This is a genomic window from Pseudomonas sp. FSL W7-0098 (assembly GCF_005930585.1).
Lineage (GTDB): Bacteria > Pseudomonadota > Gammaproteobacteria > Pseudomonadales > Pseudomonadaceae > Aquipseudomonas > Aquipseudomonas bubulae.
Map to the genome: position 1 here is coordinate 629,572 of NZ_RXHW01000001.1, position 16,862 is coordinate 646,433.

General features: G+C 59.5%; 18 protein-coding genes and 2 pseudogenes. 16 read left to right on the plus strand and 4 right to left on the minus strand.

The genetic code is table 11. From position 1 onward, the window contains the following. The first annotated feature begins 105 nt into the window (after positions 1–105). From FHL07_RS02725 to kch, 10 genes and pseudogenes are all read left to right on the plus strand, one after another. Positions 106–408, plus strand: coding sequence for an urease subunit gamma (locus FHL07_RS02725; protein ID WP_016781195.1), 303 nt, complete (start codon positions 106–108; stop codon positions 406–408). A 54-nt stretch (positions 409–462) separates the two neighbouring features. Further along, a pseudogene (locus FHL07_RS02730) lies at positions 463–864 on the plus strand (urease subunit beta); the annotation flags it as partial. Between the two features lie 203 nt (positions 865–1,067). Next, entirely contained in the window at positions 1,068–2,786 is a 1,719-nt protein-coding gene (locus FHL07_RS02735) for an urease subunit alpha (RefSeq protein WP_095000477.1), read from the plus strand. 80 nt (positions 2,787–2,866) lie between these two features. After that, positions 2,867–3,538: a hypothetical protein gene (gene ureE / locus FHL07_RS02740; RefSeq protein ID WP_095018078.1), complete on the plus strand. Its 672-nt coding sequence runs from the start codon at positions 2,867–2,869 to the stop codon at positions 3,536–3,538. A 21-nt stretch (positions 3,539–3,559) separates the two neighbouring features. Continuing rightward, positions 3,560–4,246 (plus strand): urease accessory protein UreF, encoded by a 687-nt coding sequence (locus FHL07_RS02745; protein ID WP_095000479.1) that lies wholly within the window; start codon positions 3,560–3,562, stop codon positions 4,244–4,246. A gap of 65 nt (positions 4,247–4,311) precedes the next feature. Next, entirely contained in the window at positions 4,312–4,959 is a 648-nt protein-coding gene (gene ureG / locus FHL07_RS02750; RefSeq protein WP_016781201.1) for an urease accessory protein UreG, read from the plus strand. Continuing rightward, positions 4,956–5,918 (plus strand): urease accessory protein UreD, encoded by a 963-nt coding sequence (locus FHL07_RS02755; protein ID WP_095000480.1) that lies wholly within the window; start codon positions 4,956–4,958, stop codon positions 5,916–5,918. The genes ureG and FHL07_RS02755 overlap by 4 nt, the downstream gene beginning before the upstream one ends. A 190-nt stretch (positions 5,919–6,108) precedes the next feature. Beyond that, positions 6,109–7,089 (plus strand): urea transporter, encoded by a 981-nt coding sequence (yut, locus tag FHL07_RS02760; protein WP_095018079.1) that lies wholly within the window; start codon positions 6,109–6,111, stop codon positions 7,087–7,089. 27 nt (positions 7,090–7,116) lie between these two features. After that, positions 7,117–8,175, plus strand: coding sequence for a HoxN/HupN/NixA family nickel/cobalt transporter (locus tag FHL07_RS02765; RefSeq protein ID WP_138738068.1), 1,059 nt, complete (start codon positions 7,117–7,119; stop codon positions 8,173–8,175). Positions 8,176–8,265: 90 nt separating this feature from the next. Next, on the plus strand, positions 8,266–9,441 hold the full coding sequence (gene kch / locus FHL07_RS02770; RefSeq protein ID WP_095026517.1) for a voltage-gated potassium channel protein: 1,176 nt from the start codon (positions 8,266–8,268) through the stop codon (positions 9,439–9,441). Positions 9,442–9,500: 59 nt separating this feature from the next. Here the strand turns inward: kch and crcB (FHL07_RS02775) are convergent, their stop codons facing one another. Together crcB (FHL07_RS02775) and crcB (FHL07_RS02780) are read right to left on the minus strand one after the other, a co-directional pair. Then, entirely contained in the window at positions 9,501–9,905 is a 405-nt protein-coding gene (gene crcB, locus FHL07_RS02775) for a fluoride efflux transporter CrcB (RefSeq protein ID WP_095018080.1), read from the minus strand. A 15-nt stretch (positions 9,906–9,920) separates the two neighbouring features. After that, positions 9,921–10,301: a fluoride efflux transporter CrcB gene (crcB, locus tag FHL07_RS02780; RefSeq protein ID WP_095031652.1), complete on the minus strand. Its 381-nt coding sequence runs from the start codon at positions 10,299–10,301 to the stop codon at positions 9,921–9,923. A 248-nt stretch (positions 10,302–10,549) separates the two neighbouring features. On the opposite strand from crcB (FHL07_RS02780), the pseudogene FHL07_RS02785 reads away from it, so the two are divergent. The 3 genes and pseudogenes from FHL07_RS02785 (at position 10,550) to FHL07_RS02795 (ending at position 11,589) form a co-directional block, all read left to right on the plus strand. After that, positions 10,550–10,851 (plus strand): annotated as a pseudogene (locus tag FHL07_RS02785) (type II toxin-antitoxin system HigB family toxin). Between the two features lie 3 nt (positions 10,852–10,854). After that, positions 10,855–11,220, plus strand: coding sequence for a helix-turn-helix domain-containing protein (locus tag FHL07_RS02790; protein ID WP_138738069.1), 366 nt, complete (start codon positions 10,855–10,857; stop codon positions 11,218–11,220). An 87-nt stretch (positions 11,221–11,307) separates the two neighbouring features. Then, a complete protein-coding gene (locus FHL07_RS02795; protein WP_016781210.1) occupies positions 11,308–11,589 on the plus strand; it encodes a hypothetical protein in 282 nt (93 codons plus the stop codon). Here the strand turns inward: FHL07_RS02795 and FHL07_RS02800 are convergent. Further along, positions 11,586–13,949 carry a DNA polymerase II gene (locus FHL07_RS02800; RefSeq protein WP_138738070.1) on the minus strand — a complete coding sequence of 788 codons (2,364 nt, stop codon included), beginning with the start codon at positions 13,947–13,949 and terminating at the stop codon, positions 11,586–11,588. The genes FHL07_RS02795 and FHL07_RS02800 overlap by 4 nt on opposite strands. Before the next feature lie 7 nt (positions 13,950–13,956). Next, entirely contained in the window at positions 13,957–14,310 is a 354-nt protein-coding gene (locus FHL07_RS02805) for a hypothetical protein (protein WP_178084364.1), read from the minus strand. A 375-nt stretch (positions 14,311–14,685) separates the two neighbouring features. Between FHL07_RS02805 and FHL07_RS02810 the strand changes: the two genes are divergently transcribed. The 3 genes from FHL07_RS02810 to FHL07_RS23765 are packed head-to-tail and all read left to right on the plus strand — an operon-like array spanning position 14,686 to position 16,855. Then, entirely contained in the window at positions 14,686–15,594 is a 909-nt protein-coding gene (locus tag FHL07_RS02810) for a transporter (RefSeq protein WP_095000488.1), read from the plus strand. Between the two features lie 11 nt (positions 15,595–15,605). After that, a complete protein-coding gene (locus FHL07_RS02815) occupies positions 15,606–16,367 on the plus strand; it encodes a DUF2092 domain-containing protein (RefSeq protein WP_138738097.1) in 762 nt (253 codons plus the stop codon). Next, complete coding sequence (locus FHL07_RS23765; RefSeq protein WP_238705491.1) at positions 16,364–16,855, plus strand: hypothetical protein; 492 nt, start codon at positions 16,364–16,366, stop codon at positions 16,853–16,855. Before FHL07_RS02815 ends, FHL07_RS23765 begins: the two co-directional genes overlap by 4 nt. The last annotated feature ends 7 nt before the right edge of the window (positions 16,856–16,862 follow it).

The window sequence follows — 16,862 nt, forward strand, 5'->3', positions numbered from 1 at the left end:
AACCCGCCTTCACACGTACCCATCGTGTGGAGTGTTTTGCATGCGCGCACGCCTGAGCGGCACTCCAGAACGTTAATTCTTACCGCACTGTAGATAGGAGGGCTTATGCAGCTCACCCCCAGAGAAGTCGAAAAGCTGATGGTTTACACCCTGTCGGACGTCGCATTCCGGCGCAAGGCTCGCGGCTTGAAATTGAACTATCCAGAGGCTGTTTCAATTATCACCGTGACCGCCCTGGAAGGCGCACGCGATGGCAAGTCGGTTGAGGATGTGATGACCGAGGCCAGCAAAGTACTCACCAAGGATGACGTGATGGAAGGCGTCAGCGACCTTATTCCCAACGTTCAGGTTGAAGCGATTTTCACCGACGGCAGTCGTCTGGTCACGGTCCACGACCCGATCAAGTAACCGTCTGCTTTAAACCCGGTAAACGCAAAACTTTCACGTTTTGAGGAATCAGTCATGAGCACCAAAGAGACAGCAGGCCCGCACCAGGATACTCACCCGAACCACAGCATCCCCCACGCCAAGAACCCCGGTGGCGTCAGCAAGGGCAATGAAGCCGATGTGCCTCTGGGCGGCACGATTTACGCCAGCACGCCCATCACCTTTAACGAAGACCGCCCCGTCACCAAGGTAAAGGTGCGCAACACCGGTGACCGTCCGATCCAGATCGGCTCGCACTTTCACTTCTTTGAAGTCAACCGTGCCCTGGAATTCGACCGCGCCGCCGCCTTTGGCAAGCGCCTGAACATCACGGCCACCACAGCCATCCGCTTCGAGCCGGGCGACGAAATCGAAGTGCCGTTGATCCCCTACGGTGGCAAGCAAACGCTTTACGGCTTCAACAACCTGGTCGATGGCTGGGTACCGGACAAGCTCACCAGCAACCATGAGCGCCCGGAAAAACTGCAGGCCATCCAGCGCGCAGTCGATCGCGGCTTCAAGTTCTCCGAGCCGGCCAAGCCGTCCAAGCCCGTCAACGACAAGTAACCACGCATTCTCATACTTTGCACTCGCGCCGTTGAACCATTGACGCTCGCGCGGCATTAGAAAAGGAGCCACCGATGCCAACCATTTCACGCAAAGAATACGCAGGCCTGTTCGGCCCAACCACGGGCGACAAAATCCGCCTGGGTGACACCAACCTGTTTGTCGAGATTGAAAAGGACCTGCGCGGTTACGGTGAAGAATCCGTTTACGGCGGCGGCAAATCCCTGCGCGACGGCATGGGCGCCGACAATACACTGACCCGCGACAACGGCGTACTGGACCTGGTTATCACCAACGTCACCATCATCGACGCGATCCAGGGCGTAATCAAAGCCGACGTGGGTATCCGTGACGGCAAGATCGTCGGGATCGGCAAAAGCGGCAACCCGGGCATCATGAGCGGCGTGACCCCCGGCCTGGTCGTGGGTGTGAGCACCGACGCCATCTCCGGCGAGCACCTGATCCTGACTGCAGCCGGGATCGACACCCACATTCACTTGATCTCGCCGCAGCAGGCTTACCACGGGCTGTCCAACGGCATCACCACCTTCTTCGGCGGCGGTATCGGCCCTACCGATGGCACCAACGGCACCACCGTAACTGCCGGCCCCTGGAACATCCGCCAGATGCTGCGTTCGCTCGAAGGGCTGCCGATCAACGTCGGCATGCTGGGCAAGGGCAACTCTTTTGGCCGCGAGCCGCTGGCCGAACAGATCATCGCCGGTGTCGCCGGGCTCAAGGTTCACGAAGACTGGGGCGCAACCTCAAACGCACTGCGCCATGCGCTGCGTACCGCCGACGAGATGGACGTGCAGGTGTCGGTGCACACTGACAGCTTGAACGAATGTGGCTACGTCGAAGACACCATTGATGCTTTCGAAGGTCGCACCATTCACACCTTCCACACGGAAGGCGCCGGTGGTGGTCACGCCCCCGACATCATCAAGGTGGCCAGCCAGAGCAACGTACTGCCAAGCTCGACCAACCCGACCCTGCCTTACGGCGTCAACAGCCAGGCCGAGCTGTTCGACATGATCATGGTCTGCCACAACCTCAACCCGAACGTGCCGGCTGACGTGTCGTTTGCTGAAAGCCGCGTACGCCCGGAAACCATTGCCGCCGAAAACGTGCTGCAGGACATGGGCGTGATCTCCATGTTTTCCAGTGACTCCCAGGCCATGGGCCGGGTCGGTGAAAACTGGCTGCGGGTGATGCAAACCGCCCATGCGATGAAAGTGTCACGTGGCAAACTGCCGGAAGACAGCGCCGATAACGACAACTTCCGGGTGCTGCGTTACGTGGCCAAGATCACCATCAACCCGGCACTGGCCCAGGGTATCAGCCATGTGCTGGGCTCGGTGGAAGTCGGCAAGATGGCCGACCTGGTGCTGTGGGATCCGCGTTTCTTCGGGGCCAAACCGAAAATGGTGATCAAGGGCGGCATGATCAACTGGGCCGCCATGGGTGACCCGAACGCCTCTCTGCCAACCCCGCAGCCGGTGTTCTACCGTCCGATGTTCGGTGCCTTCGGCAAGTCCCTGCAAGACACCTGCGTGACCTTCGTGTCGCAAGCGGCGCTGGAAGACGGCGTGAAAGAAAAGGCCGGGCTGGAGCGTCAGGTCATGGCGGTGCGCGGTTGCCGCACCGTGTCCAAAAAGGACCTGGTGCGCAATGACCAGACCCCGCATATCGATGTTGATCCGGAAACTTTCGCGGTAAAAGTCGACGGCGTACACGCCACGTGCAAGCCCATCGATGTGGCCACCATGAACCAGCGTTATTTCTTTGGCTAATGCCTGAACGGGCCGCTACCGGGGGCACCTGCACCCGGTGGCACACGCCCGGCACATGATTCAGGGAAGGAGTTTGCGACGTGATTTTGATTGAACACATACTCGGCAACGCCAAGAAAGACCCGCACTGGCAACACAAACTCGAAGGCGCCAAGGTTGACCTGCTGGTGCTCGACCAGCGTGAAGCGCAAAAAAGTCGCTGCCGGCGCACCAGCCTCGGCGGTCTTGACCTGGGCATTTCGCTGGAACGTAACGTGGTGCTCTCGGACGGCGATGTGCTGCTCTGGGATGAAGGCTCCAACACCGCCGTGGTGGTGCAACTGAACCTGCGCGACGTGATGGTCATCGATCTCAAGGAGCTGAAAAAACAGCCCCTGGACGTGCTGATCAAAACCAGCTTCGAGCTGGGCCATGCCCTCGGCAACCAGCACTGGAAAGCCGTGACCAAAAACAACGAGGTCTATATCCCGCTCACCGTCGAAACCAAAATGATGGACTCGGTGATGCGCACCCACGGCTTTCAACACCTGCCGTACGCTTTTGTTGGCGGCGCCGAAATCCTGCCGCTACTGACCACATCCGAGGCGCGCCTGCTGTTTGGCGGTGCCGAAGAAACCGACACCCATGTTCACGTGGCCAGCCCGCAAGACAAGCTGGACGCTGCCGCCCTGAAGATCCAGGGCGTGCACAGCCATGACGCACACAGTCACAGTCACGACAACGGCCATACGTTTCACAGCCATAAGCACTGAACCCGGCAAGAAGGCGCATAGATGAACGCATCAGATCTAATTCGCATCATGCAGTTTGGCGATTCCGTATTGCCGGTCGGTGCCTTTTCGTTCTCCAACGGCGTGGAATCGGCCATTCAAAAAGGCATCGTCCACGATGTCCCGACCCTGAAGGGTTTTGTGCTCACCGCCCTCAAGCAGGCGGCCAGCTGTGACGGCATGGGCGTGGTCGCTGCGCACCGGGCTGCCGTGGCAGAAGACCGCGACGGCATTTTACGCGCCGACTGGGCGGTGAATAACCGCAAGCTCAATGAAGAAAGCCGGTTGATGGCCACGCGCATGGGCAAAAAACTGGCGGAAATGTCGATCCATGTCGTCGAAAAACCGCTGGTGCGCTGGTGGCTTGAACAGATCAAGGCCGGCAACGCGGCAGGCACCTACCCCGTCACCCAGGCCGTGGTGATGTCGACCCAGGGCATCGGTGCCCGTGAGGTCGTGGTGATGCACCAGTACGGCGTGGCCATGACCATCCTCAGCGCGGCCATGCGCCTGATGCGGGTCACGCACCTGGACACCCAGCACATCCTGTTCGAACTCAACCACGACATTGAAGCGTTCTGCGATATCGCCGAAGTCGGCGATATCGAGCAGATGTCCTCCTATGTCCCGATAGTCGATGTGCTCGCCGCCGTGCACGTCAAGGCACATGTACGGCTATTCATGAACTGACACCCCGGGCTGCGTCGGCATGTGTCGACGCAGCTTCCGCTCCCCTATCTGGTAAGGAAATAACCGTGAAAAAGATTACTCGTATTGGTATTGGCGGCCCGGTCGGTTCAGGTAAAACCGCGATCATCGAAGTGATCACTCCGATCCTGATCAACCGTGGCTACAAGCCCTTGATCATCACCAACGATATCGTCACCACCGAAGATGCCAAACAGGTCAAACGTACCCTCAAGGGTATCCTCGATGAAGACAAGATCCTCGGTGTGGAAACGGGTGCCTGCCCGCACACCGCCGTGCGTGAAGACCCGAGTATGAACATTGCCGCGGTCGAGGAAATGGAAGAGAAGTTCCCCGACAGCGACCTGATCATGATCGAGAGCGGCGGCGACAACCTGACCCTGACCTTCAGTCCGGCCCTGGCCGACTTTTATATCTACGTGATCGACGTCGCCGAAGGCGAGAAAATCCCGCGCAAAAATGGCCCGGGGCTGGTGCAGGCCGATATCCTGATCATCAACAAGATCGACCTCGCCCCCTACGTTGGCGCCAGCCTTGATGTGATGGAAAGCGACACCAAAGTGGTACGCGGCAACCGCCCGTATATCCTCACCAACTGCAAGACCGGTCAGGGCATTGAAGAACTGGTGGACATGATCGAGCACATGTTCCTGTTCGCACAAAAACCGGCGGTCAAAAGCGGGGTCAGTGCATGACAGCGCAGAGCCAGATCGTGAACAACCCGTCACGGCTACGCGCTCACTCACTCGGCATTGATGCGCCGGAGCTGTCGCAGTACCAGGACGAACCGGCGCAAATGCACAGCGGTGCCGTGGGTAAAAGCGGCTACCTGCGCCTGGGTTTTGAAAAGCGCGGTAACCGCAGCGTACTGGCGGACATGGAGCGCCGCGTACCATCGCTGGTGCAACGGGCCTTGTATTGGGACGAGGAAATGCCCGAGTTGCCCTGTGTGACCATGATTTCAACTTCGGGCTGCGTGCTGCAGGGCGACCGCCTGGCCACAGATGTCAACGTGGGGGTGGGTGCCTGCGGGCACGTCACCACCCAGTCGGCGACCAAAGTGCATTCGATGAATGCCAACTACGCCTCGCAAATCCAGCACTTCACTATCGAAGAAGGCGGCTACCTGGAGTTTATGCCCGACCCGCTGATCCCCCATCGCAATGCACGGTTTATCACCGACACGCAAATCAGGATCCACCCCACGGCGACGGCCATCTACTGCGAAATCCTGATGTCGGGGCGCAAGTATCATCATGTGGATGAGCGTTTCGGCTTTGACGTGTACTCCTCCCGGGTGCGCGCCGAGAACCTCGAGGGTCGCGAGCTGTTTGTCGAGAAGTACATTCTTGAGCCAAAAAAAGAGAGCCTGGACGCCATTGGCGTGATGCAGACCTTCGATGTGTTCGGCAACGTGGTATTGCTCACGCCCAGGGAGCATCACGACCGGATTGTCGAGCGCATCCCGGCGCTGTTTGACATGCAGGCCGGGCTGGCCAGCGGGGTGACCCGCCTGCCCAACGACTGCGGGCTGATATTCAAGGTGCTGGGCAACGACAGTGGCGAGGTCAAGGCGCAAATCCGCGAGTTCTGGAAGGTGGCCCGCGAAGAAATCCTGGGCGTGACCCTGCAACCGGCGTTTTTGTGGAAGTAGCTGTGTAGCAGCTGCCGAAGGAACGAGGCTGCGTCCGGCGGCGCAGCCGTCGTAATTCCTGAGGGCAGGGTTTGACTGGCACACCGCAGTGCCTGATTTTGCGACGGCTGCGCCGCCGAACGCAGCCTCGTTCCTATGGCAGCTGCTACGCAAGCTGATCCTGGCCAAATGCTCAATTGGGAGAGTCAATATGGAAGCTGCATCCAAGTGGTCGAAAATCGTGGATGGCAACGTCGTCCTTGAGTTTATCGACGTCACCCTGCGTGGTTGTGCTCAGGTCATGTTCCAGAATAACCCGCTGACCGGGCTACTGTTTTTTGCCGCCATTTTTGTCGGCGCGTTTGGCGAAGGCAACCCGGCCATGGCCTTCGGCAGTGTGCTGGGCACGGTCGTGGCAACCCTTACCGGTATGCACCTCAAGGACCGCACTTCCTGGAAGGCCGGCCTCTACGGCTATAACGGCTGCCTGGTCGGCGCTGCCCTGCCTACCTTCCTCGCCGTCACACCCATCCTGTGGCTGTGTATTATCCTCGGCAGCGTGGTCTCGGTAATCGTCACCATCTGCATCGCCGATATTCTGAAGACCTGGAAAGTCGCCGCCCTCACGGCGCCCTTCGTGCTGGTGACCTGGACCATGCTGCTGGCCAGCTATGCCTTTGGCGGCCTGAACACCAGCGCCCTGCCCGTGCCCAACCTGCCCCATGATCTGGTCGCGTACAACACCAGCCTGTTCGATGGTATCGACCTGTTCAAGAGCACGTTCTACGGGATCTCCGAAGTGTTCTTGATCAGCACGGTGATCGGCAGCGTGCTGTTTCTCGCCGGGTTGGCGGTGTCATCGTTGTGGGCCGCGGTGTTCGGCCTGCTGGGCTCGCTGCTGGCGGTGCTGGTGGCCGTGGTTCTGCAAGCCGAACACGCCAGCATCAATAACGGCCTGTATGCCTTCAGCGCCGTGCTGACTGCCATCGCCCTGGGTTCGACCTTCAACAAGCCCAGCTGGCGCGTGTTGATCTACACCCTGATTGGCGTGGTTTTCACTGTATTTGTGCAAGGCGCCTTGAATACAGTACTGGCCCCGGTTGGCATCCCGACATTGACCATGCCCTTTGTACTGGCTTCCTGGCTGTTTCTGGTGCCCAACAAAGACGTCATGCCGGCCCACCGCCAATAATTTCGATCCCTTTGCCGGAGTCTTTCCATGACCGCGATTGCCTACCCCCTGACAAATGCCGAGCCGTCGAACACCACACGGCGCGCCATTTATCTGCTTACCGGCCTGATCGTGGCCAACCTGCTGGCTTGGGCCTGGGCCTTTATCGAGTTCGGCAACAACCCGGTCTTGATGGGCACCGCATTGCTCGCGTACGGCTTCGGCCTGCGCCACGCCGTGGACGCCGACCATATTGCCGCCATCGACAATGTCACCCGCAAGCTGATGCAACAGGGCAAACGCCCGATAGCCGTAGGCACCTGGTTCTCCCTGGGGCATTCGACCATTGTGGTGCTGGCGTCTTTCGCGATTGCGGCCACGGCAATGGCGTTCAAGGACGATATGGAGTGGTTCCATGAAACCGGCGGCCTGATCGGCACCCTGGTGTCCTCGGTATTCCTGCTGCTGTTCGGCGTGCTCAACCTGGTCATCCTGATCTCGGTGTACAAGAAGTTCAAACAGGTCAAGGCCGGCCACACCCTGCCCCCCGAAGAACTGGACCTGATCACCACCCACCAGGGTGGCCTGATGGCGCGAATTTTTGGTCGGGTGTTCAACCTGGTTAACAAAAGCTGGCACATGTACCCGGTGGGCTTTCTGTTTGGCCTGGGCTTTGACACTGCCACCGAAATCGGCTTGCTGGGCATCAGCGCCACCAGCGCCTCCCACGGCATCAGCCTGTGGTCAATCATGGTATTCCCGGTGCTGTTTGCGGTGGGCATGGCCCTGATCGATTCACTGGACAACTTCGTGATGATCGGTGCCTACGGCTGGGCGTTTTCCAAACCGGTGCGCAAGCTCTACTACAACATCACCATCACTGCCGCCTCGGTGGTGGTGGCCCTGTTTATTGGTGGTGTCGAAGCGCTGGGGTTGATTGCCGAAAAACTGCAACTCACCGGCGGGATATTGACGCCGATCAATGCCATCAGTGAAAACTTCGGCGAGATTGGCTACTGGATCATCGGGATGTTTGTCCTGTGCTGGCTGATTTCGGCCCTCAATTACTACATCCGCGGCTATGACCAACTGCCTGCCAACGCCTGATCAGAGGCTCAAGCACACGGGCTGCTGGTGGCAGCCCGATAAACCTGACCTACACTCCCCTCACCCCTTAACTGACGCGTCGTAGGTGCCATGACTTTATTACAGGACGTAAAAAATCGGATCTCCTTTGCCTATGGGGTCGCCTTGCTGGTTGCGATCAACGGCTTTCTTTTGTTTCTGCCGGTGCTTGAACGTGGCGTTGCCCATGCCAATGCCAAATCCGGCTCCTTTGATACCTGGAAGGAGGCATTAAGCTTTTTAGCCTTGCTGGAAATCCCCGGGTTTGTGGTGGGGCTTGTACTCCTGCTGATGTCACTGGGGCTGTTGATCAAGTCACGCATCAGCTGGTTTTTTTCCCTGCTGCTGCTGGTGGCCACGGTCTGCGTGGATTTTTTCATTCTGAAAAAACCTGACGGCGTGACCTTCTTCTCGCTGGTCACCATTGCCGTGCTGGCCTTCTATTGGCGCCGTTTTGACCACTACAGCCTGGCCTCGGGCAGCTTCTTTGCGGTGGTCAGCATCGCCTCACTGATCGTCTACAGCACGCTGGGCACGCTCTACATCGGTGATGGCTTTGCACCGCCGGTGACGGACCTGCCATCGGCGTTCTACTTCGCCATCGTGGTGATGTCCACCGTAGGCTTTGGTGACATCGTCCCGCATACCACCGATGCGCGTTTTTTCACCCTGACAGTGATCATCCTGGGCATCACCATCTTCGCGATTTCGGTGGCGTCCATTGCCGGCCCGCTGATCAGCAACAACATCCAACGTATTGTTAAAGGCAGGATTACCCATATGGCGCGTAAAAATCACTACATTCTCGTTGGCGTTGGTTCCCTGGCACAAAACGTCTATAAAGGTCTGACCGATCGCGGCGAACACGTCACGGTGGTATGCGTGGCCGGCAGCCAGCATGACCTGCCGGAAAAGGCCGATATCATTGAAGGTGACCCGTCGGCCGCGTCGACCCTGAAACTGGCCGGTGCAGCGGACGCCAAGTACATCGTCACCCTGTGCGACAGCGACGCCGAAAACGTGTTCACCATCCTCGCGGCCAAGGAAGTGGCAGGCGACGAAACCCAGATCATCGCACTGGTCAACGAAACGCGGAACATGCCCAAGGTCAAACGCGTCAACCCGACCATGGTGCTGTCGTTGCCATTGCTGGGCAGTGAGTTGCTGGTGCGTACCCTGCAGGGCGATCAAATCAACAATGATCTGATCACCGAGATGTTCTTCGGCAAGCGTACGTCTTTGGCCTGAGACATGGCAGGATAAAAAAAGCCCTCTGACGAGGGCTTTTTCATGGGTGCTGCAAGGGCCTATTGCGGGGTATCGGATGCAGGCAGCGGCGTAACCTTGGCCCCGGCAATCAGACCCAGTTCGACGGCAGCAAAACCGATTACCAGGCTGATCACCAGATAGCAGATGGAGACAAAAACACTGCCCGGGTCTTGCATCATCTCGACTGCGCCAAACACGAAACTGGAGAACGTGGATAACCCGCCCATGATCCCGGTGCCGACCATCACGTGCACGTACTGGTTGATGCGGTTGCTCTTGAACAGCGACGTGGCCACGCCCAGCAGGAACGCGGCGACGATATTGGCGACAAAGATATCCATGGGAAAACCATCGGCCAGGCGCGGCACCGAGAGCATGACGAACTCGCGGCACATGGCGCCGAACGCACCACCGACGAAAATCAGAATAATCATGTTGAGCATGGTGTGACTCCTGAGTCAGCGCGCCAGCCAGGCGCCGAAAGCGGCGGCGGCCAGGCCGACCAGTACCGAGATGATCAGATAACCTGCGGTCCATGCACGATCCCTGGCCTTGGCCAGTTTCGAGGCATCCAGCTGCATGCTGCTGAATGTGGTGTAACCGCCCAGGATACCGGTGAGCACCGCGGCGCTGAGGAAGTCGCCGTAGCGGTCGCGCCAGTCCACGGTAAACAGGATGCTCAGGTAACCGATTACAAAGGCGCCGCTGACGTTGATCAAAAATGTACCCAGCGGAAACGGTCCCTTATAGAACTGCCCTACCCGCAAACCGATCCACCAGCGCAACAGCGAGCCCAGCCCGCCCCCCAGCCCGACCCAGAAAACATCCAGCGCAGTCATGAAAGTCCCTCTCGTGTCTGTTGGTGAGTGGGGGAAACTCTAGTTCATAAAACAGCGGGCGGGCATGACTTGGGCCGGGTCTTTCGCTGTTACAGAAGAGTCCATGCCGGGGGCAGTGAGGCCTGAATGGCGCAGCTCATATTTGCTCAAGCTTTCAAACTGGCGCTCCTGAGAGTTGCAGGGTATTTGAGCAGCACAGGACGTAAAGCCAACTTGCAAAATTCCCATCATGGGACCAGGATCGTTTTATGAGAATCATCGCAGTCAGTCAGCTCAAGATTTTTTGGCAACAGCACCCAGGCTCAGAGCAATCCTTCCTCTGCTGGATAGATGAAGCGAAAAAGGCGAACTGGCAAACGCCGGCCGACATCAAGGGCAGTTTCGCCATGCCAGCATTCTCAAGAGCAACCGGGTCGTGTTCAACATCAAAGGTAACGACTATCGGCTCGTGGTAGCTGTGGCCTACCGCTTCAGCGCCATTTATATCAAATTCGCAGGCACTCACCAGCAGTACGACGCCATCGATGCCAACACCGTGGAAATGGAGTAACCCATGAATATTCGTCCAATTCGCACAGAGCAGGACTACAAAGACGCACTGAAGTCGGTTTCGCCGCTGTTCGACAATGAACCGCAGCCCGGGACACCTGAGGGCGACTACCTGGAGGTTATGATCACCCTGATCGAAGCCTACGAAGCCAAGCACTTTCCCGTCGACCTGCCCAACCCGGTGGATGCCATCCGCTTCAGGATGGAGCAGTCCGGGTTGTCAGCGGCTGACCTGGTGCCTGCGATCGGCCGGCAGAACCGGGTGTATGAAGTGCTCAACGGCAAGCGCTCCCTGACCCTGCCCATGATCTGGAAGCTGCATGAGATGTTTGGCATCCCGGCAGAGAGTCTGATCAAGCCGGTCAAGTAGTGACCGCCGGGGCAGGCAAAATCATGGGCGCGGGTGAAAAGGAGTACCATGCCCTCCGGCTTCATCCTACCGCCCCATGGAACCCCTATGTTTCCCAATGCTGAACGCTACAACCACTCTACCGAATACGCCAACAAACTGGTCGACCGTATCGGCCAGACCCCGGCCTGGATTGCCCTGCGCCTCGGGGTCACGGAAAAACGCATGCGCTATATCCTCGCTGGGTCCCGCACGATCAAGGGCGACACCACCGAAATCCTGATGAGCTATGCCGAGCAGTTCTGCCTGGAATGCCTGGCCGCCGAAGCCAAGGCCGCCAAGGATCGTGCCCGCTCCAAGGCCGCCGCCAGCCCTGCCAGCGACGCTTAGAACAACCCCAGTTGCCCGCCCACCAGGGCGCTGAAATTGTCATCGACAAACACCAGAATCGCGTCGGCCACCGGTTGCAGCTGACGCGACAGATAGTGCTCGTAATCCACTTCTGCGGTGCGGTTCTCCAACGGCTGGGGGCCGGCCACGGTGATCACGTAGCTGATCGTCCCGCCATTCTGGTACTGCCGGGGCCGCCCCTGCCGGTCGTTATACTCATCGGCCAGCCGCGCCGCCCGCACATGGGGCGGCACATTGCGCTCGTAATCACTGAGCGGGCGGCGCAAGCGCTTGCGGTAGATCAGCAGTTCATCATGCTCACCCGCCGGGGTGGCACGCACAAAGTCACGCACGTAGGCCTGCCAGGGCTGACGATTGAAGATGCGCAGGTACAACGCCTGCTGGAACTGCCGGGCCAGCGGTGACCAGTCGCTGCGCACGGTCTCAAGCCCCTTGTAGACCATCTCCCGACGGCCGTCGGCGTGCACCACCAACCCCGCATAGCGCTTTTTGCTGCCCTCTTCGGCGCCACGAATGGTGGGCATGAAAAAGCGGCTGTAGTGGGTCTCGAATTGCAGCTCCAGTGCGCTGGTCAGCCCATACTCGTCACGCACATGGGCCTGCCACCAGTCGTTGACGTACTGCACCAGCTCACGGCCGATACTCGCCGCGTCCTCCTCACTGTGCTGACTGCGCAGCCAGACAAAGGTGGAGTCCGTGTCGCCATAGATCACGCTATAGCCCCGGGCCTCGATCAGTGCCCGCGTCTTGAGCATGATTTCATGCCCGCGCAGGGTGATCGAGGATGCCAGCCGCGTATCAAAAAACCGGCAACCGCTGGAGCCTAGCACCCCGTAAAACGCATTCATGATGATTTTCAGGGCCTGTGACAGGGGCGCGTTTTTGTCCCGCTTGGCCACTTCGCGCCCCTTGGCCACGCGCTCGATAATGGCCGGCAAGCAATGCCGGGTGCGAGAGAAACGCGCACCGCGAAAGCCCGGTACCGAGGTTTCATCGCCAGGCTCGCGCAAGCCTTCAACCAGCCCCAGCGGGTCAATCAAAAAAGTGCGGATAATCGACGGGTACAGGCTTTTGTAATCGAGCACCAGCACCGACTCATACAACCCCGGCTCGGACTCCATGACAAAGCCGCCGGGGCTGGCCTGGGGCGGTTTGTCCCCCAGATTGGGGGCGACAAAGCCCTGACGGTGCATCAACGGCATATACAGGTGATAAAAGGCCGCCACCGAGCCACCGCTGCGATCGGCCTCCAGCCCCGTGACCGAGGCGCGCTCCAGCAAAAAGGTCAGCAGCTCGGTTTTCGCGAAAATCCGCGTGACCAGTTCGCAGTCCTTGAGGTTGTAGCGCGCCAACGCAGGTTTGTCGTGGGCGAACATGCGGTTGATTTCGTCCATGCGCTGGTACGGCGTGCTGATGTCCTTGCCTTCGCCAAGCAGAGTCTGGGCGACGTTTTCCAGGCTGAAAGACGGGAACGACCAAGTCGCTGAGCGCAACGACTCGATGCCGTCAATGATCAAGCGGCCCGCAGCACTGGCGAAAAAATGGTTTTTGCGCGTGCCGTGTTCGCGCCACTGCATTTCACTGCTGCCACGCCCCAGCAGCAACGGGATACCAAGGCGCCGGGCATGCTCGTGCAACACCCGCATGTCGAACTGCACCACATTCCAGCCGATGATCGCGTCGGGGTCATGCCGGGCCATCCACTGGTTAAGACGCAGTAACAGGTCGCCGCGGCTGGCGCAGAACTCCAGGTCGAAATCCACCGGGGTATCGGCCGCGGTGGCCTTGCCCAGCATATACACCTGACGCTGACCGCAGCCCTCGAGGGCAATGGAATACAGATCGCCCTGCTCGCTGGTTTCAATATCCAGGGACACCAGTTTCAACCGTGGCCGGTAGTCGGAATGCGGCTTGATCCGGACGTCCAGCAGCGGGCCGTCGCCCTGTACACGGCCGCCAAAGCTCACCGGCGCAGTGATAAAACGCTCCATCAGGAACCGCTCCGGCGGGCGTATATCGGCCTCGTACACATCGACCCCGGCGCGGCGCAGGCGCTGGGCGATGTCCATCAACTGGGCATGCTGGCGGCAGTAGAGGCCGATCACCGGGCGCGACTGGAAATCACACAGCGCCAGCTCACGCCATTCGATATCGCGCTCGTTCTGCAGCAGAGCCTGGGCCTGGCCAAGCTGAATCTTGGGGATAAACGCGGTGCAGGTTTGGTAAGGCAGGCGCACCTGCTGCGGCCCGTCATCGGTGGCCAACCAGAAGTCGACCTCGATACCCGACGGCGTATCACGCCAGTGCCGGGTCAGGACAAAGCCCTGCCTCAAGTCCATTACGCGGTTACAGGCATGTCGCCAGCATCGCCAGGCGGCGCATGGCAGCAGCATCACCCGGCTGTTGGGCGTAGTAGCTCACTGCCGTGCCGGTGCCCTGGGGCGTCAGATCGGCAAAGGACTCGGCGCCACGGGTGTAGACGGTCTGTTTGCCAGCCTTGTCGTTATTGATATAGGCACTGGCATCGACCCCGAACACGCTTTCATCCTGCCAGGAAAACTTGATGCATTCGGCCACCAGCGCCGTGGCTTTTTCCGAAGCCAGCACCCGGGTCGGGGCTTGGTTACGGGCAGTGTCCATCGCAGGAGACACACAACCGGCCAGCATGGCCAGACTCATGACGCTAATCAGCATTCGCATTGGATAGCCTCTGGATAAAGGTCAATACGATATCACGCAGCCAGTGCCCATAGGTGGCTAAATAACCAGTAGTCCGCTGAATGGGCTTGGTCCCACAGAGAAAATATGTCGCCGGTATTGCAGTTAAAACCACCGGGGACAAATCCATTCCTGGGGGTGGCTACAGCAAAAGCAAAAATTTGAACAACACCAACCCTGCTCCCCGAGCGCAACACCTATAACCGCTCGTCATTTAAAAGAGACCCAGCCCACAGAATCAGCAGCATTTGCGTCTCCAGCCAGCGAATTTCGCGGTTGCTGCTAGCTTCAGTAAACAAATAAACACGCCGGGCATCGGACGATAAACCGCCAAAGAGCGATTGAAGGAGCACTACGATGGGAGCAAGTACCGCTCGCAAGGCCAGCTTTACCGCCCTCACCCTGATCCTGACGCCGCTGGCAGGCTGGGCCGACAACGCCCGTGACTGGCAAAACACCCCCACCGACCTGAACATGCTGTTCGGCTATTACAACCGCGTCGACTCCAATACCCCCATCGACACCTCGCTACCCATCGACGGTCTGTCCCTCAATGCCGACCTGTATATCCTGCGTTATGCCCGTAGCTTCGGTATCGACGGGCGCAACAGTGCCTTCGAGATCCTGCAGCCTTACGCCGATCTATCCGCATCATTCGACAACGCCCGCTATTTCACCGGTACCAAACACAACGGTGGCATGGGTGACACCCAATTGGTGTTCGCACACAACATCTTTGGCGGCCCCGCCCTGAGCAAGGAGGAGTTCGCCAAATGGACTCCCGAGACCTTTCTCACGGCAGCCCTGACAGTCACCACCCCCACCGGCGACTATGACAAGAACCGGGTGATCAATATCGGTGCCAATCGCTGGGTGTACAAACCCGAGCTGGGTTTCGGCACCCCCATCGGCCCCACCTGGCTGGAGATCAACACCATGGTGTCGTTGTTCGGGTCCAACGATGAATACCAGGGCAACAGCAAGCTCGAACAAAAACCCCTGTATGCCATCGAAGGCCATTACAGCTACGACTTCAACCGCGCCCTGTGGGCTTCGCTGGACGCCACCTATAGCCGGGGCGGCGAGACAAAAATTGACGGCGACTGGCAGGACAACAAACAGGAAAGCACCCTGGCAGGCGCCAGTATGGGCTTTATGCTCACCCCCCAATTCGGCGGCCTGCTGGCCTATACCGACACCGTGAGCGAGCGCAAAGGCTCACCGGATATCGCCACCTGGACGCTGCGCATGCAGTACGTCTGGTAAGCGTCGTGACCATGCCTCGGGTACGTCGCGTAGTGCCAGGCCTGTTACTGGCCCTGGCCTTGCACGCCCATGCCGGCGACCCGTCCGCCATCGAGCCCGCGGCTGTGCAGGCCCTGGAGCAGATGGGCAGTTACCTGCGCAGCCTCAAGCAGTTTGGCGTCGAGGCCCGCAGCCAGACAGACCAGGTACTGGATAACGGCCAGACCGTCGAATTTCGGCACACCACCCGACTGCTGGCCCAACCGCCGGACAAGCTGCTGGTCTCGGTGGACAATCAGGGCATACACCGCACCCTCTATTACAACGGCAAGCGCTTCACCCTCTACCAGAGCCCCAGCCCCTACTACGCAAGCGCCCCCGCCCCGGCGAACATCAACGCACTGATCGACCTGCTCAATAGTCGCTATGGCATCGAGTTGCCGCTGGCCGACCTGTTTCGCTGGAACGCCAACACCGTCAGACAGGCCGGTTTGCGTTCGGCCGTGCTGATTGGCAGTGAGACGCTGGACGGCCAGCGCTGTGATCATTACGCCTTGCGTCAGGATGCTATCGACTGGCAGCTGTGGCTGCGTGAGGGCGAACAGCGCCTGCCGTGCCGCCTGACCATCACCCGTCGCGACATACCCGAGCAGCCGCGTCACAGCGTCGACTTTACCTGGCAGCTCAAACCGGCAATCAGCGCCCACAGCTTTGATTTTGATCCGCCCGCAGGTGCCCAGGAAGTGCCGTTGCAGTGGGCCCCGAGCAAATACAGCCTGGAGGCGCAACCATGAAGCGTCTGCACTGGCTGTTCTGTGGCGTGCTCAGCGCCTGCCTGCTGCACACCTCTGTCGCCCTGGCCTGGCAACTGCGCGGTGGTGGTGGCGCACGGACTTTTGTGCTGCCGCACACTGGCGGACACCCAGCGCCGCACCCCATGCCACAGCCACAGCCGCATCCACAGCCGGGGCCGCACCCCTACCCGCAGCCGGCCCCCCAATCGCATCCCTACCCGGCACCACGGCCCATGCCACCTCCGCCACGGCCCTTGCCTGCGCCACCACCACCGGACAACTGGTATCACCCGTGGGCAGCCGCCGCCGTGGTCGGTGCAACCACGGCCACGGCAATAGCCATCGGCTCGCAAGTCACCAGCGTGCCTGCGGACTGCGTATCGGTCGTGGCCAACAATGTGGCGTATCAACACTGCGGACCAACCTGGTATCAGCCCCGCTATGTAGGTGGCAACGTGCAGTTTGTGGTGGTCCCCGCCCCCTGGTAATCGTGCT